At 71.3% G+C, this 25,640-nt stretch carries 26 protein-coding genes and 1 pseudogene; 17 read left to right on the forward strand and 10 right to left on the reverse strand.

The genetic code is table 11. The features are described 5' to 3' along the window. Positions 1 to 5 precede the first annotated feature (5 nt). The 3 genes from BMY97_RS21890 to BMY97_RS21900 form a co-directional block, all read right to left on the reverse strand. On the reverse strand, positions 6 to 2,966 hold the full coding sequence (locus BMY97_RS21890; RefSeq protein ID WP_091618962.1) for a ribonucleoside-diphosphate reductase subunit alpha: 2,961 nt from the start codon (positions 2,964 to 2,966) through the stop codon (positions 6 to 8). Between the two features lie 242 nt (positions 2,967 to 3,208). Beyond that, positions 3,209 to 3,811 (reverse strand): acetoacetate decarboxylase family protein, encoded by a 603-nt coding sequence (locus BMY97_RS21895; RefSeq protein WP_091618964.1) that lies wholly within the window; start codon positions 3,809 to 3,811, stop codon positions 3,209 to 3,211. After that, a complete protein-coding gene (locus BMY97_RS21900; RefSeq protein ID WP_091618966.1) occupies positions 3,808 to 4,641 on the reverse strand; it encodes an enoyl-CoA hydratase-related protein in 834 nt (277 codons plus the stop codon). Before BMY97_RS21900 ends, BMY97_RS21895 begins: the two co-directional genes overlap by 4 nt. A 72-nt stretch (positions 4,642 to 4,713) precedes the next feature. Between BMY97_RS21900 and BMY97_RS21905 the strand changes: the two genes are divergently transcribed. The 14 genes from BMY97_RS21905 (at position 4,714) to BMY97_RS21970 (ending at position 18,090) form a co-directional block, all read left to right on the forward strand. Beyond that, the gene (locus BMY97_RS21905; protein WP_091618968.1) at positions 4,714 to 5,085 is read left to right on the forward strand and encodes a VOC family protein; all 372 of its coding nucleotides are present in this window, start codon (positions 4,714 to 4,716) and stop codon (positions 5,083 to 5,085) included. Between the two features lie 66 nt (positions 5,086 to 5,151). Then, positions 5,152 to 5,592: an SRPBCC family protein gene (locus BMY97_RS21910; protein ID WP_177231477.1), complete on the forward strand. Its 441-nt coding sequence runs from the start codon at positions 5,152 to 5,154 to the stop codon at positions 5,590 to 5,592. 84 nt (positions 5,593 to 5,676) lie between these two features. After that, entirely contained in the window at positions 5,677 to 6,468 is a 792-nt protein-coding gene (locus BMY97_RS21915; RefSeq protein ID WP_091618972.1) for a TIGR03084 family metal-binding protein, read from the forward strand. Beyond that, the gene (locus BMY97_RS21920) at positions 6,465 to 8,162 is read left to right on the forward strand and encodes an acyclic terpene utilization AtuA family protein (protein WP_091618974.1); all 1,698 of its coding nucleotides are present in this window, start codon (positions 6,465 to 6,467) and stop codon (positions 8,160 to 8,162) included. Before BMY97_RS21915 ends, BMY97_RS21920 begins: the two co-directional genes overlap by 4 nt. Further along, positions 8,162 to 9,310, forward strand: a complete 1,149-nt coding sequence (locus BMY97_RS21925; protein WP_091619180.1) for an acyl-CoA dehydrogenase family protein — start codon at positions 8,162 to 8,164, stop codon at positions 9,308 to 9,310. The genes BMY97_RS21920 and BMY97_RS21925 overlap by 1 nt, the downstream gene beginning before the upstream one ends. Beyond that, positions 9,307 to 10,908 carry an acyl-CoA carboxylase subunit beta gene (locus BMY97_RS21930; protein ID WP_177231478.1) on the forward strand — a complete coding sequence of 534 codons (1,602 nt, stop codon included), beginning with the start codon at positions 9,307 to 9,309 and terminating at the stop codon, positions 10,906 to 10,908. The genes BMY97_RS21925 and BMY97_RS21930 overlap by 4 nt, the downstream gene beginning before the upstream one ends. A 10-nt stretch (positions 10,909 to 10,918) precedes the next feature. Beyond that, positions 10,919 to 12,901, forward strand: a complete 1,983-nt coding sequence (locus BMY97_RS21935) for an acetyl/propionyl/methylcrotonyl-CoA carboxylase subunit alpha (protein ID WP_091618978.1) — start codon at positions 10,919 to 10,921, stop codon at positions 12,899 to 12,901. Next, positions 12,898 to 14,064: an acyl-CoA dehydrogenase family protein gene (locus tag BMY97_RS21940; protein ID WP_091618980.1), complete on the forward strand. Its 1,167-nt coding sequence runs from the start codon at positions 12,898 to 12,900 to the stop codon at positions 14,062 to 14,064. The genes BMY97_RS21935 and BMY97_RS21940 overlap by 4 nt, the downstream gene beginning before the upstream one ends. 19 nt (positions 14,065 to 14,083) lie before the next feature. Continuing rightward, positions 14,084 to 14,917, forward strand: coding sequence for an SDR family oxidoreductase (locus BMY97_RS21945; RefSeq protein WP_091618983.1), 834 nt, complete (start codon positions 14,084 to 14,086; stop codon positions 14,915 to 14,917). After that, positions 14,917 to 15,522 (forward strand): TetR/AcrR family transcriptional regulator, encoded by a 606-nt coding sequence (locus BMY97_RS21950; protein ID WP_091618985.1) that lies wholly within the window; start codon positions 14,917 to 14,919, stop codon positions 15,520 to 15,522. Before BMY97_RS21945 ends, BMY97_RS21950 begins: the two co-directional genes overlap by 1 nt. Before the next feature lie 141 nt (positions 15,523 to 15,663). Further along, the gene (locus BMY97_RS21955) at positions 15,664 to 15,885 is read left to right on the forward strand and encodes a hypothetical protein (RefSeq protein WP_091618987.1); all 222 of its coding nucleotides are present in this window, start codon (positions 15,664 to 15,666) and stop codon (positions 15,883 to 15,885) included. Between the two features lie 155 nt (positions 15,886 to 16,040). After that, positions 16,041 to 16,907 (forward strand): NAD(P)-dependent alcohol dehydrogenase, encoded by an 867-nt coding sequence (locus BMY97_RS21960; RefSeq protein WP_245787428.1) that lies wholly within the window; start codon positions 16,041 to 16,043, stop codon positions 16,905 to 16,907. Positions 16,908 to 17,095: 188 nt separating this feature from the next. Next, the gene (gene cmtR / locus BMY97_RS21965) at positions 17,096 to 17,425 is read left to right on the forward strand and encodes a Cd(II)/Pb(II)-sensing metalloregulatory transcriptional regulator CmtR (RefSeq protein WP_091618989.1); all 330 of its coding nucleotides are present in this window, start codon (positions 17,096 to 17,098) and stop codon (positions 17,423 to 17,425) included. Further along, complete coding sequence (locus tag BMY97_RS21970) at positions 17,422 to 18,090, forward strand: cation efflux transmembrane domain-containing protein (RefSeq protein ID WP_091618991.1); 669 nt, start codon at positions 17,422 to 17,424, stop codon at positions 18,088 to 18,090. Before cmtR ends, BMY97_RS21970 begins: the two co-directional genes overlap by 4 nt. 62 nt (positions 18,091 to 18,152) lie before the next feature. Here the strand turns inward: BMY97_RS21970 and BMY97_RS21975 are convergent, their stop codons facing one another. Beyond that, positions 18,153 to 19,112 (reverse strand): glycoside hydrolase family 18 protein, encoded by a 960-nt coding sequence (locus BMY97_RS21975; RefSeq protein ID WP_177231479.1) that lies wholly within the window; start codon positions 19,110 to 19,112, stop codon positions 18,153 to 18,155. A 249-nt stretch (positions 19,113 to 19,361) separates the two neighbouring features. Here BMY97_RS21975 and BMY97_RS21980 point away from each other — a divergent pair, with 249 nt between their 5' ends. Beyond that, positions 19,362 to 20,549 carry a diguanylate cyclase gene (locus BMY97_RS21980; RefSeq protein ID WP_245787429.1) on the forward strand — a complete coding sequence of 396 codons (1,188 nt, stop codon included), beginning with the start codon at positions 19,362 to 19,364 and terminating at the stop codon, positions 20,547 to 20,549. Between the two features lie 16 nt (positions 20,550 to 20,565). On the opposite strand, the gene BMY97_RS21985 is transcribed toward BMY97_RS21980, so the two are convergent. Then, entirely contained in the window at positions 20,566 to 21,528 is a 963-nt protein-coding gene (locus tag BMY97_RS21985) for an isopenicillin N synthase family dioxygenase (protein ID WP_091618993.1), read from the reverse strand. A gap of 9 nt (positions 21,529 to 21,537) precedes the next feature. Next, positions 21,538 to 22,005, reverse strand: a complete 468-nt coding sequence (locus tag BMY97_RS21990) for a nucleoside deaminase (RefSeq protein WP_091618995.1) — start codon at positions 22,003 to 22,005, stop codon at positions 21,538 to 21,540. A 91-nt stretch (positions 22,006 to 22,096) separates the two neighbouring features. Here BMY97_RS21990 and BMY97_RS21995 point away from each other — a divergent pair, with 91 nt between their 5' ends. Beyond that, positions 22,097 to 23,065: a helix-turn-helix transcriptional regulator gene (locus tag BMY97_RS21995; RefSeq protein WP_091618997.1), complete on the forward strand. Its 969-nt coding sequence runs from the start codon at positions 22,097 to 22,099 to the stop codon at positions 23,063 to 23,065. A gap of 4 nt (positions 23,066 to 23,069) precedes the next feature. On the opposite strand, the gene BMY97_RS48495 is transcribed toward BMY97_RS21995, so the two are convergent. The 3 genes and pseudogenes from BMY97_RS48495 to BMY97_RS49595 form a co-directional block, all read right to left on the reverse strand. Next, a complete protein-coding gene (locus BMY97_RS48495; protein ID WP_143086248.1) occupies positions 23,070 to 23,684 on the reverse strand; it encodes a TetR/AcrR family transcriptional regulator in 615 nt (204 codons plus the stop codon). A gap of 149 nt (positions 23,685 to 23,833) precedes the next feature. Continuing rightward, the gene (locus tag BMY97_RS48500) at positions 23,834 to 24,055 is read right to left on the reverse strand and encodes a hypothetical protein (RefSeq protein ID WP_143086249.1); all 222 of its coding nucleotides are present in this window, start codon (positions 24,053 to 24,055) and stop codon (positions 23,834 to 23,836) included. 292 nt (positions 24,056 to 24,347) lie between these two features. After that, positions 24,348 to 24,476: pseudogene (locus tag BMY97_RS49595) on the reverse strand (helix-turn-helix domain-containing protein); the annotation flags it as partial. 211 nt (positions 24,477 to 24,687) lie between these two features. Here BMY97_RS49595 and BMY97_RS47140 point away from each other — a divergent pair. After that, positions 24,688 to 24,828, forward strand: coding sequence for a hypothetical protein (locus tag BMY97_RS47140; protein ID WP_177231480.1), 141 nt, complete (start codon positions 24,688 to 24,690; stop codon positions 24,826 to 24,828). A gap of 575 nt (positions 24,829 to 25,403) precedes the next feature. Here the strand turns inward: BMY97_RS47140 and BMY97_RS22005 are convergent. Then, complete coding sequence (locus BMY97_RS22005; RefSeq protein ID WP_091619001.1) at positions 25,404 to 25,640, reverse strand: hypothetical protein; 237 nt, start codon at positions 25,638 to 25,640, stop codon at positions 25,404 to 25,406.

Genomic DNA, 25,640 nt, shown 5'->3' on the forward strand with positions numbered 1-25,640 from the left:
GTTCCTTACTGGCAGGCTTCGCAGTCGGGGTCGTCGATGCGGCAGGCGGCGCCTTCGGTGGCGACGAAGTCGACGTCGTCGACCTTCGGCAGCTCCTTCGGCTCCGGCTTGGCGGCGGGCGGCGTGGCGGGCACGGCCGGGACCGCGGCTTCCGTGACCGCGGACGGCGACGGCGAGACCGCGACCGACGGCGAAGGCGCCGGGGCGGCCGGGGCGGCGGAGACCGCGTTCAGCTTGCCGTCGGTGCCGCGCAGGGTGCTCTTCTCCACGTGCGTCGCGGACTGCGCCCGCAGGTAGTACGTGGTCTTGAGGCCCTTGTGCCAGGCGTAGCGGTACAGCTCGTCGAGCTTGCGGCCGCTGGGCGCCGCGATGTAGAGGTTCAGCGACTGCGCCTGGTCGATCCACTTCTGCCGGACCGAGCCGGCGTCCACGATCCACTTCGACTCGATCTCGAACGCGGTGGCGTAGAGCGCCTTCAGGTCGTCCGGCACGCGGTCGATCTGGCCGAGGCTGCCGTCGAAGTACTTCAGGTCGCTGACCATCACCTCGTCCCACAGGCCGCGGGCCTTGAGGCTCTTGACCAGGTGCGGGTTGACCACGGTGAAGTCGCCGGACATGTTCGACTTGACGAACAGGTTCTGGAACAGCGGCTCGATCGACTGGCCGACGCCGGAGATGTTGGAGATCGTCGCGGTCGGCGCGATCGCCATCACGTTGGAGTTGCGCATGCCGACGGTCTTGACCCGCTCGCGCAGCGGCGCCCAGTCCAGCGTCGTGGAGGTGTCGACGTCGAGGCCGTCGCCCTGGCGCGCGTCGATCAGCAGCTGCATCGAGTCGATCGGCAGGATGCCGCGGCTCCACAGCGAGCCCTCGAACGACTGGTACTGGCCCCGCTCCTCGGCCAGGTCGGTCGAGGCGGAGATCGCGTAGTGGGAAACGTGCTCCATGCTGACGTCGGCGAACTTCACCGCGTCGGCCGAGGCGAACGGCACGCCGATCTCGAACAGCGCGTCCTGGAAGCCCATGATGCCCAGGCCGATCGGGCGGTGGCGCAGGTTGGAGCGGCGCGCCTCCGGGATCGTGTAGAAGTTGATGTCGATCACGTTGTCCAGCATGCGGACGGCCGTGCGCACGGTCTTCTCGAGGCGCTCGGTGTCGAGGCCTTCGGGGGTGACGTGCTTGAGCAGGTTCACCGAGCCGAGGTTGCAGACCGCGACCTCTTCGACGTTGGTGTTCAGTGTGATCTCGGTGCACAGGTTGGACGAGTGCACCACGCCGACGTGCTGCTGCGGCGAGCGCAGGTTGCACGGGTCCTTGAAGGTGATCCACGGGTGGCCGGTCTCGAACAGCATGGTCAGCATGCGGCGCCACAGCTCGACCGCGCGGAGCTTGCGGAACACCTTGATCTCACCGCGCTCGGCGGCGGCCTCGTACTCGCGGTAGCGCTCGGCGAACGCGTTGCCGTAGAGGTCGTGCAGGTCCGGCGTCTCGTTGGGGGAGAACAGGGTCCACTGCGCGTCGGCCTCGACGCGGCGCAGGAACTCGTCCGGCACCCAGTTGGCCGTGTTCATGTCGTGCGTGCGGCGGCGGTCGTCACCGGTGTTCTTGCGCAGGTCGAGGAATTCCTCGATGTCCACGTGCCAGGTCTCGAGGTACGCGCAGGCCGCGCCCTTGCGCTTGCCGCCCTGGTTCACCGCGACGGCGGTGTCGTTGGCGATCTTCAGGAACGGCACCACGCCCTGGGACTGGCCGTTGGTGCCCTTGATGTGCGCGCCGAGCCCGCGGACCGGGGTCCAGTCGTTGCCGAGGCCGCCGGAGTACTTGGCCAGCAGCGCGTTGTTCTTGTACGCCTGGAAGATCGAGTCCAGGTCGTCGTCCACAGTGGTCAGGAAGCAGGACGAAAGCTGCGCGCGCGTGGTGCCCGAGTTGAACAGCGTCGGGGTGGACGCCATGAAGTGGAAGCTCGAGAGCAGCTCGTAGAATTCGATGGCGCGGGCTTCGCGGTCGTCCTCGCGGATCGCCAGGCCCATGGCGACGCGCAGGAAAAACGCCTGCGGCAGCTCGAACCGGGTGCCGTTGTGGTGCTGGAAGTACCGGTCGTACAGCGTCTGCAGGCCGAGGAAGCCGAAGTCGAGGTCGCGCTCGGGCCGGATCGCGGCGGTGATCTTGTCGAGGTCGAAGCGCAGCAGCTCGCCGTCGACTAGTTCCAGCTCGACCGCGCGGCGCAGGTAGGCGCGGAAGTAGGCGGGGTACTCGGCGGCCATCTCGTCCTGGCTGGCCAGGCGCGGCGCGCCGGCCAGGTAGCTCAGCGCCTCGCCGCGCAGCTTGTCCAGCAGCAGCCGGGCGCTGACGTAGGAGTAGTTCGGCTCCTGCTCGACCAGCACCCGGGCGGCCATGATCTGGGCCAGCGCCAGCTCGTCGGCGCTGATGCCGTCGTAGAGGTTGCGCTTGGCCTCGGTCAGCACCGGCTCGGCGGACACGTCCTCGAGCCCGGCCACGGCCTCGCCCACGACGTGGGACACGCGGGCCCAGTCGAGCGGGCGCAGCACCCCGTCGACGCCCTTGACGCTGAGCGCGACCTCGGCCGGCACCGGGGTGGCGGCTTCGCGGGCCTTCGTGCGCTCCTCGCGGTAGAGCACGTACGCGCGGGCGACCTTGTGGTGCCCGCCGCGCATCAGGGCCAGCTCGACGAGGTCCTGGATCTGCTCGATGTGCAGGGCGGTCTCCGGCCCGGCGTGGCGCAGCAGGGAGGCCTCGACCTGCTCGGTCAGCTCGGCGACCACGTGGTGCACGCGCGAGGAAGCGGCCGCGTCGCCGCCCTCGACCGCGAGGAACGCCTTGGTCAGCGCCACCGTGATCTTGCCGGCGTCGAACGGCGAGACGGTGCCGTCCCGCCGGATGACGCGGACCGCGCTCGGGGTGGTGTCCGCCGGCGAGGCCGGCCGCTGACCGGTATCCACTGACATGCGTGTCTCCAACAGTCGAAAATGGGCGCGTTTCACCGCCACACGGCCACGTGAGGCCGTGCGCTGCGGTTTCACAAATCGGCCCGGCTGCCCTTCCTGAGCGGTCTCCCCGTCGCTGGGGGCTGCCGGTTCCCAGAGACTACATCTAGGGGTGTCGGCTCGCACGCGCCCCAAGGGGTGGCGTGTCGTCGGCTCACCCTCGCGGGTTAGCTGATCACTGAGAGCGGCTGCTCAGGGCTGTCTCACCCACCGAAACGGAGGTCGAAACCGCTCAGCGCGGCGCTCACGATCGGGCGACGGCCGGCCAGGAAGCCGAGCGGCCCGCGGGGGTTCACGGACCAGTCGGCCGCCGCCGCGGCGGCCTTGAACCGCGCCTTGACGGGGCTGCGCTTCGGCCGCCCGTCGAGCGTCTGCGCGATCTCGAACGCGGCGGGCGTGGCGACGGGCAGGCCGACTCGGCGCGAGAAGGCGGCGGTGGCGATCCAGTCGTCGGCCGTGGCCGCGGTGAACGTGCGGCCGCGGTGGAAATCGAACGTGGCGAGGTCCTTCGGGATGCCCCACAACGCCCGGCCGCCGGCGAGCGAGACCTCGCTGTCGACCCAGATCCCGGTGATCGACGCGGTGAGCCGGCGCCCGCGCACGGCGACCGCGGTCAGCAGCTCGTGATAGCTCAGCTGCCCGGGCGGCCGGTAGCCGACCCAGGCGGCGAACACCGCTGCGCGGCCGGCCACGACCACGGGCTCGGCGCCCTCGGGCAGGGCGGGCAGTTCCGCGACGGGCAGCCGCCACATCGAGAGGCACGCCTCGCCCGCGAGCCGCCACGGCTCCGGCGGGTACGCGGTCATCGGCCGAGCCACGGCAGGTAGGGCGGCAGGTCCGTGTCGACGCGCATGGTGAACTCCGGCGGGCGCTTCTGGAGGAACGACAGCACGCCCTCGGCGGTGTCGGGTGTGGTGGGCAGTCCGGCGGTCAGCTTCGAGTCCAGCTCGTGCACCTCGAACGGCGACGGCGCGCTCGCCATCCGGTAGAGCAGCTGCCGGGTGACGGCGACCGAGACCGGCGCAGTGTTCGCGGCGAGGTCGCGCGCCAGCTCGTAAGCCTTGTCCAGCACGGCTTCCGGCGCGTGGACGCTGTGCACGAGCCCCGCGCGCAGCGCCTCTTCCGGCCCGAACACGCGGCCGCTGATCATCCAGTCCATGGCCGTGCCCATCCCGACGAGCCGGGGCAGGAACCAGGCCGACGCGCCCTCGGGGTACATGCCGCGGCGCGTGAACACGAAGCCGAACTTCGAGTCCTCGGACGCCAGCCGGTAGTCGCAGGACAGCGTGATCGTCAGCCCGCCGCCGACCGACGCGCCCCGCAACGCGGCGATCACCGGCTTGTTCATCGTGAAGATCCGCTTCGAGCACCGTCCCGCGGGCTCCTGCCAGTCCTCGGGCGGTTCTCCGCCGAAGTCGAAGCCGCCGGCGGACAGATCGGCGCCGACGGAGAAGTCCTTGCCACTGCCGGTGAGCACGACCACGCGCACGTCCTCGTCGCGGTCGGCGGTGTCCATGGCGTGGTTCAGCTCGTCGGCCATCCGCACGGTGTAGCCGCCCCGCGCCTGCGGCCGGTTCACCGTGACCGTCGCGATCCGGCCGGTGACCTCGTAGGTGATCTCGGCATAGGGCGTCATGGGGTCGACGGTAGGCCATGCGGAGGGTTGCTGACAATGCGTCAATAACCCCTGGGCTGTCATGGTGGGCCCATGCTCCGATTCGGCACGGTGGTATTGGGCGTCGACGACATGCGTCGGGCGCTGGCTTTCTGGCGGCGGGCGCTGGGTTACGTCCCGCGGGATGGTGAGCCGGGGGAGGAGTTCGTTGTGCTGGTTCCGCCTGGAGGTGCTGGTCCTGGGCTGTCGTTGCAGCTGAGCGGTTCTCCGGTGCAGGAGCTGCCGCGCGTGCACGTCGATCTGTACGCCGGCAGCGCGGAGGACCAGGCCGCGGAGGTGGAGCGCCTGGTGTCGCTCGGCGCCCGGCGGGTGGACTGGCCGCGCTACCCGGAGTCGCCGGACTTCGTGGTGCTCGCCGACACCGAGGGGAACCGGTTCTGCGTGATCGACACTGCCCATGGCTGAAGGGCCGCTCTCCACGGCGGAACCTGACACAATCCGGGCATGGGCAGTGCGTCTCGAATGATCACCGTGACCCGCATCGTGGATGCCCCGGCCGTGGCGGTGTTCGCCTATCTCGCCGACCCGGCCAACCATCGGGATCTCGACACCAGCGGCATGATCCGGGGCGCCGCCGAACCCCGGCCGATCACGGCGGCCGGCCAGGTGTTCGTGATGAACATGCGCAACCCGATCAAGGGCGACCATCAGGTCGAGAACCACGTCATCGCGTTCGAGCCCGGCCGCGTCCTCGGCTGGGCGCCCGCCGAGCCCGGCCGCCCGCCCGCGGGGCACACCTACACCTGGACTCTCCTGCCCGCCGGTGAACACCGCACCGCGGTCACCCAGACCCACGACTGGTCGGCGTTCACACACGCCGACATGCTCGCTCACCTGCCGGTGGTGAACGAAGATCAGCTTCAGGCGTCGCTGGACAAGCTGGCGCGCCACTTCGGGGACCGCCTCGGGTGAACGCCGGGAGAAAAACAATCAGGCGTGCTTGCTTTTTTCCCGGCCGGGGTGCCAGGCTGGCGGCGGGACGCAAGGAGGCGTGGCATGGCTGATCTCGGCGTGATCCTCGGGGATCTGGCGGCCGAATCGCAGGCGATCGACGACGTGGTGGCGGGCTTGCCGGCCTCGGACTGGGCGCGGCCGACGCCCGCGCCGGGCTGGAGCGTCGCGCATCAGATCGCGCATCTGGCCTGGACCGATGCCAAGTCGCTGATCTCGGCGAGCCGGCCGGGGGACTGGGCGGCCGAGGTCGAGCAGCTGCTCAGCTTCGGTGAGGACTACGTCGACGCCGGGGCGCGGGAGCTGGCGCAAACGCCGCCGCGGGAGCTGCTCGCGCAGTGGCGCGAGGGGCGGGCCGCGCTGGCCGAGGCGCTCGCCGCGGTGCCCGACGGGCAGAAGCTGCCCTGGTACGGCCCGCCGATGAGCGCCGCGTCCATGGCGACCGCGCGGATGATGGAGACCTGGGCCCACGGCCAGGACGTCTTCGACGCACTCGGGCTCACCCGCGAGCCGACCGCGCGGCTGTGGCACATCGCCCGCTTCGGCACCCGCACCCGCGATTTCGCCTTCAAACTCCACTCGCTCGCCCCGCCGGCCGAGGAGTTCCGCCTCGAGCTGACCTCGCCCGACGGCGGCACCTGGGCGTTCGGGCCCGAGGGCGCCGAACAGCGGCTGACCGGCAGCGCCCTCGGCTTCTGCCTGGTGATCACGCAGCGGCGGCACCCGGCCGACACGGATCTGGTGGCCACCGGCGCCGACGTCGAGGAATGGCTGGGCATCGCGCAGGCGTTCGCCGGGCCTCCCGGGGCGGGCCGCGAGCCGGGGCAGTTCGCATGACCGCGGTCCAAAGCTCAGGGCCGCTCAGGATCGGCAACGCCTCCGGGTTCTACGGCGACCGGTTCTCCGCCGTCCGCGAGATGCTCACCGGCGGCCCGCTGGACGTGCTCACCGGCGACTACCTCGCCGAGCTGACCATGCTCATCCTCGGCCGCGACCGGATGAAGGACCCGAACCGCGGTTACGCCAAGACCTTCCTCCGGCAGATGGCGGAGAACCTGGCGCTGGCCAAGGAAAAGGGCGTCAAGATCGTCGCCAACGCCGGTGGGCTCAACCCCGCCGGGCTCGCCGCCGCCCTGCGCGAGCTCAACCTGGACGTGAAGATCGCGCACGTCGAGGGGGACGACCTGATCGCGCGGGCTGATGAACTCGGTTTCGAGAATCCCTTGACGGCCAACGCTTACCTCGGCGCCTGGGGCATCGCGGAGTGCCTGAACGCCGGGGCCGACGTGGTGGTCACCGGGCGCGTCACCGACGCCTCGGTCATCGTCGGCCCGGCCGCCGCGCACTTCGGCTGGGCGCGCGACGACTACGACGCGCTGGCGGGCGCCGTCGTGGCCGGGCACGTGATCGAGTGCGGCACCCAGGCGACCGGTGGCAACTACGCGTTCTTCCGCGAGCAGCCGATCGGCGTGCCCGGCTTCCCGATCGCGGAGATCCACGCCGACGGGTCCAGCGTGATCACGAAGCACCCGGGCACCGGGGGAGTGGTGAACACCGGCACCGTCACCGCGCAGCTGCTCTACGAAATCACCGGCGCCCGTTACGCCAACCCGGACGTGACCAGCCGGTTCGACACCCTGACCCTGACACAAGAGGGCCCGGACCGCGTCCGGATCAGCGGCGTCCGCGGCGAGGCCCCGCCGCCGACGTTGAAGGTGTGCCTCAACCGGCTCGGCGGCTTCCGCAACGAGACGACGTTTGTCCTCACCGGACTCGACATCGAGGAAAAAGCCGCGCTGGTAAGGGATCAGCTCGAGACGGCGCTCAAACCGCACCCGCCCGCCGACATCCGGTGGACGCTCGCCCGCACCGACCACGCCGACGCCGACACCGAGGAGCGGGCCAGCGCGCTGCTGCACGTCGCGGTGAAGGACAGCGACCCGAAGGTCGCCGGTCGTGCGTTCAGCGGGGCCGCGATCGAGCTGGCGCTGGCGAGCTACCCCGGTTTCCACGTCACCGCACCGCCTTCCGACGCCTCGCCGTACGGCGTCTACACCGCGTCCTATGTAGACGCCGGGGAGGTCCCGCACCTCGCGGTGCTTCCCGACGGGCAAAGGATCGACATCCCGCGAGCGGCTGAAACCAGCCTACTGTCCGAAGTGGACGAACCCGCGCTGCCCGAGCCGCTGCCGGACGGGCCGGTCCGCCGCGTCCCGCTCGGCCGGGTGATCGGCGCGCGCAGCGGGGACAAGGGCGGCAACGCGAACCTGGGCGTGTGGGTGCGCTCGGAGCAGGCGTGGCGCTGGCTCGTGCACCGGCTCACCGTCGCCGAGTTCCGGTTGCTGCTGCCCGAAACGCACGACCTCACCGTGACGCGGCACCTGCTGCCCAACCTGTGGGCGATGAACTTCGTCGTCGAGGACATCCTCGGCGAGGGCGTCGCCTCGCAGGCCCGGTTCGACCCGCAGGCCAAGGCGCTCGGCGAATGGCTGCGGTCGCGCGAAATCGACGTGCCGGAGGGGCTGCTGTGATCGTCGACCCGTTCCGCACGCCGGAGCGCACCGAGCTGCGCGCGACCGTCCGCCGCTTCGTCGAGAAGGAAGTGCTGCCACACCTCGACGATTGGGAACGCGCGGGCGAGCTGCCGCGTGAGCTGCACCACAAGGCCGGTGAGCTCGGCCTGCTCGGCGTGGCGTTCCCCGAAGCCGTGGGCGGCGGCGACGGCAATTACCTGGACGCTCTGGTGGTCGCCGAGGAGATGCACTACGCGGGCGGCTCGGGTGGGCTCTTCGCGTCGCTGTTCACCTGCGGCATCGCCGTGCCGCACATCGCCGAGGCAGGCGACCCGGTGCAGATCGAGCGCTGGGTGCGCCCGACGCTGGCCGGGGACAAGATCGGCTCGCTCGCCGTGACCGAGCCGGACGGCGGCTCGGACGTCGCGGGCATCCGCACCACCGCCGTGCGCGAGGGCGACGAGTACGTGGTCAACGGGGCCAAGACGTTCATCACCTCCGGCTGCCGCGCGGACTTCGTCACCACCGTGGTCCGCACCGGTGGCGAGGGCGCGCACGGCATCTCGCTGCTCGTGGTCGAACGCGGGACGCCCGGGTTCACCGTCTCCCGCAAGCTGGAGAAAATGGGCTGGGCCGCCTCGGACACCGCGGAACTGTCCTACGTGGACGTTCGGGTGCCGGCCGAGAACCTGATCGGCGCCGAGAACAGCGGCTTCGCGCAGGTGGCCACCCAGTTCGTCACCGAGCGGCTTTCGCTCGCGGTGCAGGCGTACGCGCACGCCCAGCGCGCGCTGGACCTGACCCTGGACTGGTGCCGGCTGCGCGAGACGTTCGGCCGCCCGCTGATCTCGCGGCAACTGGTGCAGCACAAGCTGACCGAGATGGCGCGCAAGACCGACGTCGCGCGCACTTACGCGCGGCAGACCGCCGTCCGCCACGTCTCCGGCGAAGAGGTGATCGCCGAGGCCTGTTTCGCCAAGAACACCGCCGTCGAGGCCGCCGAATGGGTGGTGAACGAGGCGGTGCAGCTGCACGGCGGGCTCGGCTACATGCGCGAGTCCGAAGTGGAGCGGCACTACCGCGACGTCCGGATCCTCGGCATCGGCGGCGGCACCACCGAGATCCTCACCGGCCTGGCCGCGAAGCGATTGGGATACACCGCATGACCGCACTGAGGTCTACTGTGGACACAAGGGCGGGCGAGTTCGCCGCCAACCGGGAGTCCATGCTGGAAAAGCTAGCCGAGATCGACGCCGAGCACGCGAAGGCCGTCGCCGGCGGCGGCGAAAAGTACGTGGAGCGCCACCGCAAACGGGGCAAGCTGCTCGCCCGCGAGCGCATCGAACTGCTGCTGGACGAGGATTCGCCGTTCCTGGAGCTCTCGCCGCTCGCCGCGTGGGGTTCGGACTACCGCGTGGGCGCCAGCGTGATCACCGGCATCGGGGTGGTCGAGGGCGTCGAGTGCCTGATCTCGGCGAGCGACCCGACCGTCAAGGGCGGCGCGAGCAACCCGTGGACCACGAAGAAGAGCTTCCGCGCGGCCGACATCGCCGCGCAGAACCGGCTGCCGGTGATCAACCTCGTCGAGTCCGGCGGCGCGGACCTGCCGACGCAGAAGGAGATCTTCATCCCCGGCGGCCGGGTCTTCCGCGACCTCACGCGTTCCTCGGCCGCGAAGGTGCCCACCGTCGCGCTGGTCTTCGGCAACTCGACGGCCGGCGGCGCGTACCTGCCCGGCATGTCGGACTACGTGGTGATGGTCAAGGAGCGCGCGAAGGTGTTCCTCGGCGGGCCGCCGCTGGTCAAGATGGCGACCGGCGAGGAGTCCGACGACGAGTCGCTCGGCGGCGCGGAGATGCACGCGCGCACCTCCGGCCTCGCCGACTACCTGGCCGCCGACGAGCAGGACGCCATCCGGCTGGGCCGCAGTATCATCAAGCGGCTCAACTGGCGCAAGCAGGGCCCGCTGCCCGAACCGGATTACGCCGAGCCGCTGTTCGACGCCGAGGACCTGCTCGGCATCGTGCCGAGCGACCTGAAGATCCCCTTCGACCCGCGCGAGGTCGTCGCCCGCGTGGTCGACGGCTCCGACTTCGACGAGTTCAAACCGTTGTACGGCCCCAGCCTGGTCACCGGCTGGGCCCGCATCCACGGCTACCCGGTCGGCGTGCTCGCGAACGCGCAAGGCGTGCTGTTCGGCGAGGAGTCGCAGAAGGCCGCGCAGTTCATCCAGCTGGCCAACCAGATCGACACCCCGCTGGTCTTCCTGCACAACACCACCGGCTACATGGTCGGCAAGGAGTACGAGCAGAGCGGGATCATCAAGCACGGCGCGATGATGATCAACGCGGTGTCCAACTCCAAGGTGCCGCACCTGTCCGTCCTCATGGGAGCGTCCTACGGCGCCGGGCACTACGGCATGTGCGGGCGCGCGTACGACCCACGGTTCCTGTTCGCCTGGCCCAGCGCGAAATCGGCGGTGATGGGCCCGGCGCAGCTGGCCGGCGTGCTGTCGATCGTCGCGCGGGCGGCGGCCGCGAACCGGGGGCAGGACTACAGCGAGGAGAACGACGCGGCCATGCGCGCGATGGTCGAGGCCCAGATCGAGGCCGAGTCGATGCCGATGTTCCTCTCCGGCATGCTCTACGACGACGGCATCATCGACCCGCGCGACACCCGCACCGTGCTCGGCCTGAGCCTGTCCGCGATCCACAATGGACCAGTGAAGGGCGCCGAGGGTGGCTTCGGCGTCTTCCGGATGTAGGGGTGGATTCGTGATGCGAAACCTGCTGGTCGCCAACCGCGGCGAGATCGCCCGCCGGGTGTTCCGCAGCTGCCGTGACGCCGGGATCGGCACCGTGGCGGTGTTCTCGGACGCCGATGCCGGCGCCCCGCACGCCGCGGAGGCCGACGTCGCCGTGCGGCTGCCGGGCAGCGCGCCGGGGGAGACGTACCTGCGCGGCGAGCTGATCGTGAAGGCCGCGGCCGACGCGGGCGCCGACGCCGTGCACCCGGGATATGGCTTCCTGTCGGAGAACGCCGCTTTCGCCCAGTCCGTTGTGGACGCGGGCCTGACCTGGGTCGGCCCGCCGCCGGAGGCGATCGCGACGATGGGCTCCAAAGTGGAGTCCAAGCGGCTGATGGCCGAGGCCGGGGTGCCGGTGCTGGCCGAGCTGGACCCGGCCGGGGTGACCGAGGCCGAGCTGCCGCTGCTGGTCAAGGCGTCCGCGGGCGGCGGCGGGCGGGGCATGCGCGTGGTGCGGGAGCTGGGCGAGCTGGCGGAAGCCATCGAGGGCGCGCGGGCCGAGGCCGGCTCGGCGTTCGGCGACCCGACCGTCTTCTGCGAGCGCTACCTGGAGACCGGGCGGCACATCGAGGTCCAGGTGCTCGCCGACCGCCACGGCACGGTGTGGGCGGTGGGGGAGCGGGAGTGCTCGATCCAGCGGCGGCACCAGAAGGTCGTGGAAGAGGCGCCTTCTCCCTTTGTCGACACGGCGATGCGCGCGGAGCTGTTCGAAGCCGCGCGCAAGGCGACGCAGGCCATCGACTACGTCGGCGCGGGCACCGTCGAATTCCTCGCCGGGCCGGACGGGCGGTTCTACTTCCTGGAGATGAACACCCGCCTGCAGGTCGAGCACCCGGTGACCGAGAACGTGACCGGGCTGGACCTGGTGGCCTGGCAGCTTTCGATCGCCGAAGGGGCCAAGCTGCCGCCGGAACCGCCTGCGGCGCAAGGACATGCGATCGAGGTCCGGCTGTACGCCGAGACCGTGACGATCCAGGACGGCGTCGCCGACTGGCAGCCCCAGAGCGGCACGCTGCACACCTTCGAGGTCCCCGGCGTCGACCGTGAATTCACCCCCGGCGCCGGTCTGCGGCTGGACTCCGGCGTCGAGTCCGGTTCCGTCGTCGGCGTGCACTACGACCCGATGCTCGCGAAGGTGATCGCCTGGGCCCCGACGCGCGACGAGGCGGCCCGGCGGCTCGCTTCGGCGCTCGCGGGCGCGAAGATCCACGGTGTGGTCACGAACCGCGACCTGCTGGTGAACGTCCTGCGCCACGAGGCGTTCTTGGCCGGGGAGACCGACACCGCGTTCTTCGACCGGCACGGCCTGGCCACGCTGGCGGAGCCGCTGGCCACTGTGGACGCCGAACGGCTGTCCGTGCTCGCCGCGGCGCTGGCGGACGCGGCGGGCAACCGGGCCGGCGCGCGGACGCTCGGCCGGCTGCCCAGCGGCTGGCGCAACGTGCGTTCGGCCGGGCAGCGCAAGGAGTTCAGCCGTGGCGACACGAAGTACGAGGTCGTCTACGCGCTGACCCGGGACGGCCTGCGGGCCGAGGGCTACGACGGCGTCGAGCTGGTCAGCGCCGACCCCGGCCGGGTGGTGCTGGACGTTTCCGGCGTGCGCCGCGCGTTCACCGTCGCGCGGCACGGTTCGGAGTCCTTTGTGGAGTCCGCGCTCGGGCCGGTGACCTTCGGCGTGGCCCCGCGGTTCGCGGACCCGGCCGCGGCGCTGGCGGCGGGCTCGCTGGTCGCGCCCATGCCGGGCACGGTCGTGCGGCTCGCCGTGGCCGCGGGCGACGTCGTGGCGGCGGGCGACCCGCTGCTGTGGCTGGAGGCGATGAAGATGGAGCACCGGATCGCCGCGCCCGCCGACGGCGTGGTCACCGAGCTGCCGGTGGAGGTCGGGCTGCAGGTCGAGGTCGGCACGATTCTGGCCGTGGTGGGAGACGCTGTGTTGGGAGAGAGCGCATGAACGCGATGAACTTCGTCGAGCCCGAGGAGCGCGCCGCGCTGCGCAAGGCGGCGGGCGAGCTGGGGCGCAAGTACGGCCACGAGTACTACGCCAAGAAGGCCCGCTCGGGCGAGAAGACCGTCGAGCTGTGGAACGAGGCCGGACGGCTCGGCTACCTCGGCGTGAACCTGCCCGAGGAGTACGGCGGGGGCGGCGCCGGGATCGCGGACCTCGGCGCGGTGCTGGAGGAGTTCGCCGCGGCGGGCTCGCCGTTGCTGCTGATGGTCGTCTCGCCGGCGATCTGCGGCACGGTGATCTCCCGCTTCGGCACCGACGAGCAGAAGAAGCAGTGGCTGCCCGGCATCGCCGACGGCAGCCGCAAGATGGTCTTCGCGATCACCGAGCCCGACGCCGGGTCCAACTCGCACAAGATCACCACCACCGCGCGGCGCGACGGCGGCGACTGGGTGCTGAGCGGGCGCAAGGTGTACATCTCCGGGGTCGACGAGGCCGACGCCGTGCTGGTCGTCGGGCGCACCGAGGACGCCAAGACCGGGCGGCTCAAGCCGGCGTTGTTCATCGTGCCCACCGACGCGCCGGGCTTCGAGTTCACCAAGATCGAGATGGACCTGGTCTCGCCGGAGAACCAGTTCTCGCTGTTCCTCGACGACGTCCACCTGCCCGCCGAGGCGCTGGTCGGCGACGAGGACGCGGCGATCGCGCAGCTGTTCGCCGGGCTCAACCCGGAGCGCATCATGGGCGCGTCGTTCTCGCTCGGCACCGCCCGGTACGCGCTGGACAAGGCCGTGGCCTATGCGAACGAGCGCCAGGTGTGGGGCGCGCCGATCGGCGCGCACCAGGGCCTGGCGCACCCGCTCGCGCAGATCAAGATCGAGTTCGAGATGGCCAAGCTGATGACGCAGAAGGCCGCCTCGCTCTACGACTCGGGCGACGACTTCGCCTCCGGCGAGTCCGCCAACATGGCCAAGTACGCCGCCGCCGAGGCCGCGATCCACGCCGTCGACCAGGCGGTGCAGACCCACGGCGGGAACGGGCTGGCCACCGAGTACGGCCTCGGCTCGCTGGTCACCGCGGTGCGGCTGGGCCGGATCGCGCCGGTCAGCCGGGAGATGGTGCTCAACTTCGTCGGGCAGCACAGCCTCGGGCTGCCGAAGTCCTACTGACCCGCAACGGAGGTTTCCCATGGCCACCTTGGCCGGCAAGACGATCATCATGTCCGGGGGCAGCCGCGGCATCGGCGAGGCGATCGCCCTGCGCGCGGCCGCCGACGGCGCGAACGTCGCGCTGCTGGCCAAGACCGCCGAACCGCACCCGAAGCTGCCCGGCACCATTTACACCGCCGCCGCGGCCATCGAAAAGGCGGGCGGCCGCGCGCTGCCCATCCTCGGCGACGTCCGCGACGACGAGGGCGTGGCGGACGCGGTGGCGAAGACCGTCGAGCAGTTCGGCGGGATCGACATCGTGGTGAACAACGCCAGCGCGATCGACCTGACGCCCACCGAGCAGGTCAGCATGAAACGGTACGACCTGATGCAGGACATCAACGCGCGCGGCACCTTCCTGCTGTCCAAACTGGCCATCCCGCACCTGCGCCGGGCGGCGAACCCGCACGTGCTCACGCTTTCGCCGCCGATCAGCCTCGACGAGAAGTGGTTCACCGCCGGGCACCTCGCGTACAGCATCGCGAAGTACTCGATGAGCCTGGTGACCGTCGGCCTGGCCGCGGAGCTGAAGGCGGACGGCATCGCGGCGAACTCGCTGTGGCCGCGCACCACGATCGACACCGCGGCGATCCGCAACGTCGTCGGCGCCGAGCTGGCGGACCGCAGCCGGACGCCGGAGATCATGGCCGACGCCGCGTACGCGATCCTCACCCGCCCCAGCCGGGAGACGACCGGGAACTTCTTCCTCGACGACGAGGTGCTGCGCGAGGAAGGCGTCACGGACCTCTCGAAGTACCGGATCGGCGGCACCGAGGCCGACCTGCAGCTCGACTTCTGGGTCGATCCGGCCTGATGCTCCGGGAACCGCAGCAGGAGCGCAGCCGCACCACCCGGCGCCGGCTGATCGAGGCCGCCATGGACTGCATCGGCGAGCGGGGCTGGCACGGCGTCACGGTGGCCGTGATCGCCGAGCGCGCCGGCGTGTCCCGCGGCGCTGCCCAGCACCACTTCCCGACGCGGGAGTCGCTGGTCGCGGCGGCCGTGGAGCTGCTCGGGGAGGCCCAGCTCGACGAGTTGCGCACCCGGGCCGCGGGCCTGCCGAGCGGGCCTTCGCGGATCGAGCGGGTGGTCGGGATGGTGCTCAACCTCTACACCGGGCCGATGTTCCGCGCCGCGTTGCAGCTCTGGTCGGTCGCTTCCACCGACGAGCAGCTGCGCGGCGTGATCGTGCCGCTGGAGGCGCGGGTCGGCCGGGAGGCGCACCGGGTGACGGTGGAGCTGCTGGGCGCCGACGAGAGCCGGCCCGGCGTCCGCGAGCTGATCCAGGCCACGCTCGACCTGGCCCGCGGCCTCGGCCTGGCCAATCTGCTGACCGACGACGCCCGCCGCCGGGACCAGATCGTGTGCGAATGGGCACGAACGCTGGAAGCCCGGCTCGAAGGAACGGCAGAGGTCTAGTCAACGTCTCAGTGGTGTTGCTAACACTATTGGAGCAGCGGGCGATAACCCGTAGTAAGCGCTCTTGGAAGAAGGTCGGTTCCGGTGTCCGGTTCAGGTTCAGGTTCAGCAGAGGCAGAGGTCGAACTCACCCACCGCGCGATGGCGATGCTCCGTGCCGTCGCCGCGGACCGGGCCCAGATGTCGTCGAGCTGCGAGCCCGACCTCTTCGTCGACGGATTCGCCTGCTGTGACCAGATGACCGCGCACCTGCTGGCCCACGGCGGCTACATCCGCCCCGCCGTCGAGGTCTCCGTCGGCCTGGTGCCCGCCCGGCTGACCGAGGCCGGGCACGCCGCCTTGCTGATCACTCAGGCCGCCTGAACGAACACCATCGGTCACCGCGCGTCGCGGTCTCGCTCGCGCGTTCGATGAGGCTTTGAGCCGGCGACGGCCGCAAGCGATGCGGTGCCGTCCGGGCTTCCCTCACTTCCGCCGAAGCGGATGACCCCACCCGGTTCCGCGGCTACAACGGGGACATGACCTCCCCTTCGATGCGGCTCGTCACCTACGACCGGTACGGCCCCGCCGACGTCCTCTCCGTGACCACCGCGCCCATGCCACGACCGCGCCCCGGCGAAGTCCTGGTGCGCGTGCACGCGGTTTCGGTCAACGGCGGCGAGCTGGCCATGCGCGCCGGGCGGCTGCTTCCCTTCAGCGGCAAGCGATTCCCGAAGCGCGTGGGGATCGACCTGGCCGGCGAGGTGGTCGCGGCCGGGGACAGCCGGTTCGCCGCCGGCGACCTGGTCTGGGGTCAGATCGGCCGGAGGATGGGGTCGGCCGCGGAGTACGTCGCGGTGCGGCCCGAGCGGCTCGACCACGTGCCGGCCGGGCTCGACGCGGTGCAGGCCGTCACGCTGCCCGTCGGGACCACGGCGATCACCGCGTTGCGGGACATGGCGGCACTCGCGCCCGGCGAACGGCTGCTGGTCCGGGGCGCGACCGGCGGTGTCGGGTACGTCGCGGTGCAGCTCGGGAAGGCGATGGGCGCCCACGTCACCGCGCTCACCAGCGCGGGAAACCTGGACCTGGCCGAGGAACTGGGCGCGGACGAGGCCATCGACCACCGCGCGCCCGGAGGCCTGGGCCGCTTCGACGTCATCCTGGACACGGTCGGCTCCGGCCTGCCCGGTTTCCACCGGCTGCTCACCGCGCACGGGCGGATGGTGACCATCGCGTTCGACCTCGACCACCCCGTCCGCTCGCTGGGCTACATCGCCGCCAACGCGGTGCGCCGCCGCCGCGCACCGGGCGCTGGAACAGGGCGGCGTGCGGGGCAAGATCGTCGTGCGGCTCGCCTGAACCCGTTGGCGCGCCTGACGTCCGTGGTCTCGGCGACGTCGTAGCCCGAGACCCCGCCGAGCCCGTCCTCCGCGCCGGGGGGGGGGGCATCGGGGAGAAGTCGGTGGTGCGGAAGAAGCTGCGGGACGCGTGTCATGTCCTCGGCTCGCGTCCAGGCTCAGCGTCGCCGCCGATGATCGGCAGGACCGGAGCGGGCGATTAATAGTTCAGCTGATGATGTACTGTCGCCCCTGTGCTGAAGTGTGAGACGCGAGGGGACGCGCTGGCCCGGCTCGGGCGCGCGCTGGCCGACCCGACCCGGTGCCGGATCCTGGTCGCGCTGCTGGACGGGACCCGTTACCCCGGCGCACTTGCCGCCGAGCTGGGGCTTTCGCGGTCGAACGTGTCCAATCACCTGGCCTGCCTGCGCGGGTGCGGGCTGGTCGTCGCGGCGTACGAGGGCCGCCAGGTGCGTTACGCCCTGGCCGATCCGCATCTGGCCAAGGCGCTCGACGAGCTGGCCAAGGTCGTGCTCGCGGTCGACACCGCCGAGCCCTGCGTCGACGACAAGGTGGCCCGATGACCGAGCGGCCGGAGAACCTCACGGCACCGTCCACCCAGGACGCCTGCTGCGCCTCGCCCGCGGTGGAAAACGAGGCCCGGCGGGCAGTGCTGTCGCGGCGAGTGCGCTGGTTCGTCGCGGCGACGATCACCTACAACGTCGTCGAGGCGGTCATCGCGATCACCGCCGGCTCGGCGGCGTCGTCCACCGCGCTGATCGGCTTCGGGCTGGACTCCGTCATCGAGGTCGCCTCGGCCGCCGCGGTCGCCTGGCAGTTCTCCGGCGCCGATCCCGAAGCCCGTGAACGCACGGCTTTGAAGGTCATCGCGCTGTCGTTCTTCGCGCTCGCGGCCTATGTGACGGCCGACGCGGCCGGGTCGCTGTTCGGGTCCGAGGCCGCGGGACACTCCACCGTCGGCATCGTGCTGGCCGCAGTGTCCCTGCTGGTGATGCCGGGCCTTTCCTACGCCCAGCGGCGCGCCGGCCGGGAACTCGGCTCAGCCAGCGCCGTGGCCGACTCGAAGCAAACCCTGCTCTGCACTTACCTTTCCGGTGTGCTCTTGGTCGGCCTGCTCCTCAACAGCCTCTTCGGCTGGTCCTGGGCCGACCCCGCCGTCGCGCTGGTGATCGCGGCCGTCGCGGTGAAGGAAGGCCGCGAAGCCTGGCGTGGTGACCACTGCTGCTGAACGCCGTGAAGGCCTCCCTCCCTGCGTCGAACGCGGGGAAGGGGGCCTTCACGGCAAAGCGATCAGCCGTTGTAACCGGCCACGATCTTGGTGAACGCGTACTGCTCCTGGTCGATGCCGCTGCAGTCGCCGCTGCCGCTGCAGTCGCGGTTGGTGGCCCAGAAGGTGAAGCGGCCCAGGTGGTGGCTTGTCGCGTAGTCGCGGATCGAGGTGAAGTTGTCCACGGTCACGGTCTCGCCGGCGTTGTCGGTGTTGCCGTTCATCGAGGACAGGCCGCTGCGGCTGTACGCGGTGGCGTCGTCCCAGCCGAAGGTGGACTTCAGCTCGGCGGCCAGCCCGTCGACGGCGGACTCGGTCATCGCGGCCATGTCGCCGCCGCTGGAGAAGTCGAACGGCATGACCGACCAGACGTCGATGTCCGCGCCGAGCGCCTTGGCCTGCGTGATCAGCCGCTTGCCGGTGTCGGTGGGACCGGTGGTGCCGGTGCCCATGGTGACGACGACCCGCAGGCCGGGGTTCTTGTCCTTGGTGATCTTGACGGCGTTCAGGATCCGGTCCTGCACCGTCGGGTTCTCGAACTCGTCGGTGTTCTCGATGTCGAGGTCGATCGCCTTGAGCTGGTAGGCGTCGATCACCTTCTGGTACGCGCCGGCCAGGTCCTCGGGCGAGGCGCAGGTGGCGCCGAGCTTGTTCCCCGACCAGCCGCCGAACGACGGGATCACGTCGCCCCCGGCGTCGCGGATGGTCTTGATCAGCGAGGCGTCGGAGCCGTCGAGCGCGCGGTTGCCGTCCCACTGCGGGTTGCAGGTGCCGTTGGACAGCATGAACGCGAGGGTGAACGACTTGACGCCGGTCGCGGACATGGCCGCGGCCGGGTCGGACTGGCCGCCCCACTGGTACAGGTAGGGCGAGGCGAGCACGGGATCGGGCGCGGCCATCGCCGAAGGGGCGAGGCCGGCCGTGGTGGCCAGCGCGGCACCCGCGGCGAGCGCGAGCGTGGCCAGGCGGCGCAGGGATTGCATAAGGTCCTCCAGCGGTGGGGACGCACGCCGGGGCGTGCGGTGCGGAGTACCTCCGAAGATGATGCGGCGGTATCAACCAGGAGGCGGGTTGTGTGCCAGCTCACGGTGGACTAGACCATTAGGAAGTGTCAAGGTCCCCGCGCGGGCGGAAAAAGACAGACAGTACGAAAGTAGGTCACCGCCGTCGCCGGGCCACGGTGCCACGGTAGGCGGAGTGACAGCGGCGTCCGGGTGGGCTAATTTGCCGAAATGATGGGGGATTCGGCGCCGGCCGCCCGGCGCCGGCGGCTGCCCTCGCTCGCCGGCTGGGCGCTGTGGCGCCATCCCCGCCGGGCCCTGGTGCTGGTGGCCGACCTCGCCGCGCTGGCCGGGACCGTCGCCGCCGCACTGCTGGTGCCGGTTTCGCTCACCTCCGCGGAAGCGTTCGCGATGCTGCTCGCGGGGCTGCTCGCGTCCGCCGAAATGTGCCGCTCAGTGGAACGCGGCCGAGGGGAATCGTTGCTGGGACCGGGTTTCGGCACGCCCTGGCTGCTGGCCGGCGCGGTGGTGCTGCCGCCACTGCTCGCGGTCGCGTTGGCGGTGGTGTCCGGATTGCACCGCTGGGCCCGGATCCGGCGGCTGCCGGCGTACCGGCAGGTGTTCGACATCGCGGCGACGGCGGTGGCCGTGCTCTTGGCCGCCGGGTTCCTGATCCTGACCGGGCCGGCGTCGATCGTCTTGGCCGTGGTGGCGGCGCTGGTGTTCGGGGTGGTCGACGCCGGGCTCCCGGCCGCCGTCGACGGCCGCCCGTCCTGCGGCGCTTCGGCGGTGCTGTTCGACGGCGCGATGCTGGCGCTCGGCGTCGCGCTGGCTTGGGCCGTCACGGATTCGCCGTGGGTGCTGCTGCCGCTCACGGCCGGGCTGGTGGTGCTCTACCGCGGCGAGTCCGGCCGCGCGGGTCGCGACGAGACCTCTGTGGACCCCGGCACCGGCGTGCTCACGGCCGTCGCCTGGTGGGACGCCGCGCGGGAGGCGCCGGCGCCCGCGTTCGCCGTGCTGGTGCTCGACTTGGACGACTTCGGCGGCCTCAACGCCCGGCACGGCCGCCGCGTCGGCGACGCCGTCCTGCGCGCGATCGCCGACACCCTGCGCGCCGAGGTCCGGTCCGCCGACCTGGTCGGCCGCTCCGGCGGCGGCGAGTTCGCCGTGCTCCTGCCCGGCACCGGCAGTTTCGACGCGCTGGCCATCGCCGAGCGCATCCGCCTGCGCGTCGCCTCGACGGCCGTCGCGCTGAAAGCGGCCTACGGCAGCCCGCAGTTCGCCTGGGCGACGGTCTCCGTGGGCGTCGCCGCGCGCCCTGATCACGGCGACCCGGTGGCGGCGGTCTTCGCGGCGGCCGGCGCGGCCGTCCGGGAGGCCAAGGAGAGCGGCCGCAATCGGACGGTTCGCGCGTCTTGAGCGTTCACGAGGTTCTTCACGACATCGTGATCGCGTCCAGTTTCTCCTTCAGGTAAGCCGAAGCGAGCACTTCCGGGTAGGCGGCGCGGCCCAGCGGCGGCGCCAGTGACGTGATGCGCGCGTCGTGGTCGGTTTCGTAGAAGAAGATCAGCGAGACGAGGTCTTCGTCGGGGGCGGCGGCCTGCGGGGGCAGCACGCGGTGGCGGGTGGAGCGCCAGCGGTCGCCGGTCCAGCGGGCCATCAGGTCGCCGATGTTGACGGTGAACGCGGCCTCGTCGAAGGGCGCGTCGACCCAGTCGCCCTCGGCCGTGCAGACCTGGAGGCCGCCGGCGCCGGACTGGCGGTCGAGCACCGTCACGGTGCCGAAATCGGTGTGCGGGCCGATCCGGAACTGGCCCGGCTCGGGCGGGCCGACGCTGGTCAGCGGCGGGTACCGGTTGATGTTGAAGGTGTAGGTCGGACGGCCCGTGTGCCGCGTGAAGTGGTCCGGCTCCAGGGCGAGCGCGTGCGCGAAGACCCGCAGCAGGTCGTCGGACAGCGCGCGCATGCGGGCCATGTACTCCCGCGCGGTGGCGGCCAGGCCGGGGACCTCGGCGGGCCAGACGTTGGGCTGGAACCAGAAGCCGTCGACTTCCGGGTCGCCGACGCCCGCGTCCGCACCGGCCGAGTACGACTCCTTCAGGTCCGGCGGCGTTTCGGTGCCTTCGGCGTAACCGTTGGCCTCGACGCCGGGCGGCAGCCAGCCGCGTCCGCCGACGGTCACCGCGTACCGCTGCTTCACTTCGGTTGGCAGCGCGAAGAACCGGCGCGCCAGCTCCCGCGTGCCATCGCGTAATTCCGAAGGCACGCCGTGGCCGGTGACGAGCAGGAACCCGGACTCGCGCAGCGCGCGGTCGATCTCGGCCGCCACCGCGGCCTGCCCTTCGGGCGTGCCGGCATACCAGGGGGACAGGTCGACGAGCGGGACGGCGGCGGGCATGGTCGTCTCCTATGGATTGTCCGAAGTGGACGGAACTCCGATGTCCTCGAACCACAGTTCCGGGCGCTGGGAGATGAAATCGGTCATCAGCGCGGTGCACGCGGGGTCGTCCAGCAGCTCGATCGTGACGCCGTGGCCAGCCAGCCAGTCGTGCCCGCCGTGGAACGTCTCGGCCTCGCCGATGATCACGTGCGGGATGCCGAACTGGCGCACCAGCCCGCTGCAGTACCAGCACGGCGAGAGCGTGGTGACCATGATCGTGTCGCGGTAGTGCGGGCGGCGCCCGGCGTTGCGGAAGGCCGTGGTCTCGGCGTGCAGCGACGGGTCGCCGTCCTGCACGCGGCGGTTGTGCCCGCGGCCGAGCAGGGTGCCGTCGCGGCCGAACAGCGCGGCGCCGATCGGCACGCCGCCCTCGGCCTGGCCCAGCTCGGCCTCCGCGCGGGCGACGGCGAGCAGCTTCAGCGGGTCGATCTGCATGCGCCACTCTCACCGGCTGCGGCGGGTGACGGCAAGTCCTGCCCGGCAACGCGGACCGGAACTGTCCGCGTTGTCTGGCAGAGTGAGGCGCATGTACGGAACTTCCGAGCGGCTGCTGCGCCTGCTGTCCCTGTTGCAGGCCCGGCGCGACTGGCCGGGGCCGGACCTGGCCGAGCGGCTGAGCGTGGACGTCCGCACGGTCCGGCGCGACGTCGAACGGCTGCGCGGCCTGGGCTACCCGGTGCACGCGACGCCCGGGGTCGCGGGCGGGTACCGGCTCGGCGCCGGGGCCGCGCTGCCGCCGCTGCTGCTGGACGACGACGAGGCCGTGGCCGTCGCCGTCGGCCTCCGGACGGCGGCCAACGGCACGGTGTCCGGGATCGAGGAGACGTCCGTGCGCGCGCTGGCCAAGCTCGAGCAGGTGCTGCCCGCGCGGCTGCGGCACCGGGTGAGCGCGCTGCAGACCGGGACGCTGACGCTGGGCAGCGGCGGTCCGGTGGTGGACGCGGAGGTGCTCACGGTGATCGCCGCCGCCTGCCGCGACCACGAGCGCCTGCGCTTCACCTACGGCACGCACGCGGGCGACGTCGGGGAGCGGAACGTCGAGCCGCTGCGGATGGTCCACACCGGACGCCGCTGGTACCTGGTGGCGTACGACCTGGGCCGCGAGGACTGGCGCACGTTCCGCGTGGACCGTGTCGACGGCGTCCCGGCGCCCGGTTTCCGTTTCACCCCAAGGGAACCGCCCGCGGCCGACCTCGCGGCGTACGTCTCGCGCGCGATTTCCACCGCGCCGTACGCGCATCAGGTGGTGGTGCGCGTGGCCGTGCCGGCCTCGGTGCTGGCCGAGCGCGTCCCGCCGACGGCCGGGGTGGTGGAGCCGGTCGACGAGCACAGCTGCCGGCTCCGCACCGGCGCCCACAACCTCGACGCGGTGCCGTTCTATCTCGCGCAGTGGGACTACGACTTCGTGGTGGAGGAGGCGCCGCCCGGGCTGGTCGAGCGGCTGACCCGGATCGCGGAACGGTTTTCCCGCGCCGCCGCGGGCTCGGCGCCGTGAGCGCTCAGGCGGCGCGGGCGCCCAGCATGCGCAGCACGAGTTCGCTGTACTCCTTGCCCAGCGCCTCCGGGGTCTGGCGGCTGCGCTCGCTGTACCAGCGGGCCACGTCGACCCCCAGCGACAGCACGGCGCGGGCCGCGGTGCGCGGGTCGGCGACGGTGAAGGCGCCGCCGGCCGAGCCCTCGGTGATCACTTCGCGGACGAGGCGCTCGATCTCGCGCCGCAGCTCGGTGACGACCTCGAGTTCCTGCTCCGGCAAGGCGTTCAGCTCGTACTGCACCACCCGCGCGATGGTGTGCCGCCGCGCGTGCCAGGCCACGAAGTCCGCCACCAGCAGGCGGATGCACTCCACCGGGTCCTGGACCTTCGCCACCGCGTTCCGCACCAGCGCCAGCGTCTGCTCGTGACCACTGCGGCTGATGGCGAACAGCAGCGCCGCCTTCGACGGGAAGTGCACGTACAACGCCGCCGGGCTCATCCCGGCGGCGCCCGCGATGTCGCGAGTGGTGGTGGCGTGGTACCCCCGCCGCGCGAAGGACTCCACCCCGGCCAGCATCAGCCGCCGCGCGGTCTCGGGCTGCACGTCGGGCCACAACTCGGCCGAGAGCGACATCGTCATCCCGCGATCCTTCCTGATCCACCGTCGCGGCCATTCTAAGCGCTTGCTCAGCCGGCGGGGGCTCAGTCTCGCGAACGTGGACGCAGAGGCCGGCAGGAAGGTCGCGACTCCGAGGGCGGTGGCGTCCAGGTCGGCGTATTCCGGAGAGTTCACCGGTGGCGGAAGCGACAGCGCCCATGAAGAGTGCAGGCCGGGTGCGGCGCGTCGGCCTCGATGGCTTGCCGGTGGGCCTTGTCGTTTGCCGCCTTGCGCTCCCTCTGCAGGGTGCGTGCCCGGACCGGTGCGGCGCGCAACCTGAGGATCAGGTCGAGCCCGAATTCGAAGGTGTCGGCCTGGGTGAACACCGGGAAGCCGCCGGTGAATCCGCGCATGGTCGGGTAACTCTCGGGGGGCAGGCCGGCCAGCCGTTGCCGGACCTCCTCCCAGTGCGGCGGCTCGCCGGTGGTCCAACTCCGGGTTCACGGGGCGGTGTAGACCTGCTCGGACAGCTGCGCCTCGGTTCTGCTGGCGTGATCGGCGATCGCGTGCATCTGCAGCAGCGCCCGGGGAATCGGTCAGCAGGCGGAAGTAGGCCCGCATCGCCGGCCGCAGCCACTCGACGTCGTCGAGTTCCGGTTCCGGCCATTCGAACCGGGACAGCAGGTTCTCCGCCACCGCGGCCAAGATGGCTTCCTTGTCGCGGAAATGGGTGTAGAGCGACATCGGCGGCACACCCAGCTCGTCGGCGAGGCGGCGGGTGGTGAGGGCGGCCAGCCCCACGCTGTCGATCAGCTGGGCGGCGGCTTCGACGATGGCCTAGCGGCTGAGTGCGCCCCGAGGCGCGCGGTGTCTTGGCCGGTCGCGACGGCATTTGTCCTCAGAGTTCGTCCGGCAGTACATGACTGCCCGACGGAAGGACGCCAATGTCCGTGGACCCTCTTCCCTCCGTTGTCCACGAGCGTGCTGAGCGGTTGCTGCCACACCACCGGCCGCGGCTGGTCCTGCGTGCAGCGGTGCGGCCCGGGTGGATCGAGGACGGCGACGCCTTCTCCCGTCGCATGACCCGGCGCAGGCCGCCGCCGTCTTCGACCAGGCCGGCTGGGCCAAGGGACCGGACGGCAACCGCAGCAAGGCCGGGAAGCCGCTGAAGATCGATCTGCGCTAAGCGATCGGCGTCCAGACCACGACCACCGGTGACGACGCCAACGGGCTCACCGTGTCGAGGTTCCAGACCGGGAACTGAGACGCCTACGGGGCCGGCTTCGGTTTCGGCCTGCCCACCCAGGCAGTGCCGTTCGTGTCCGGACCGCAGCCGCCGAACGGGCAGAACTTCGCCGGGATCGTCAATCCCGATTACGAGCGGCTCGCCGCCCAAGCGGCAGCGCAGGGCGCGCCCCGGGCTTGTTCGCTGTGGAACCAGGCCGAGCAGGCGCCGACCCGGAGCCGCCCGGCAGGTCCCTGTGCCGGCGAAGCCCGGTCCTGCACGCGAGCCGGGTCGCCCGGAACAGGCCGAGGAGTTCCATCGCGCACTGAGGTCGCACAGCGCGGTGTCGGAGCTGGTGATCTACCCGCCGGAGGGACACGGCGTGCGCGCCCAGCCGGCTTTGACGGACTCGCCGGCCCGCGTCGTCGAGTGGTTCCACCGGTTCATGCCCGCCTGAACACATTCGCGCCGGGTGCCGACCTGCCGCGGGGCAGCGCAGTCGGCGTGGCCACGGAGGTCTCGCGCGGTCCCGCCGATCACAGGGCCATTCGCAGAACGTGGGCGATGAACGATGACGAACCGGTTTTCGTGGCAAACCTCAGCCACCCGCCGGCTTTCGTCCAGTTCAGTGGCGACCGGTGTTGCCACGGGTCAGTCAGCAGGTCGGCCGGCTGCTGCTCCATGTTTGTGTTGGCGCCGATGGCGCTTCGTAGGTTCTCGAGCGCGATGTCGCCCGTTTGGCGGGTGCCGCTGTTACCGCGCCTCGCGCTCAT

The sequence above is a fragment of the Amycolatopsis saalfeldensis genome (genome assembly GCF_900110575.1).
GTDB classification, from domain to species: Bacteria; Actinomycetota; Actinomycetes; order Mycobacteriales; family Pseudonocardiaceae; genus Amycolatopsis; species Amycolatopsis saalfeldensis.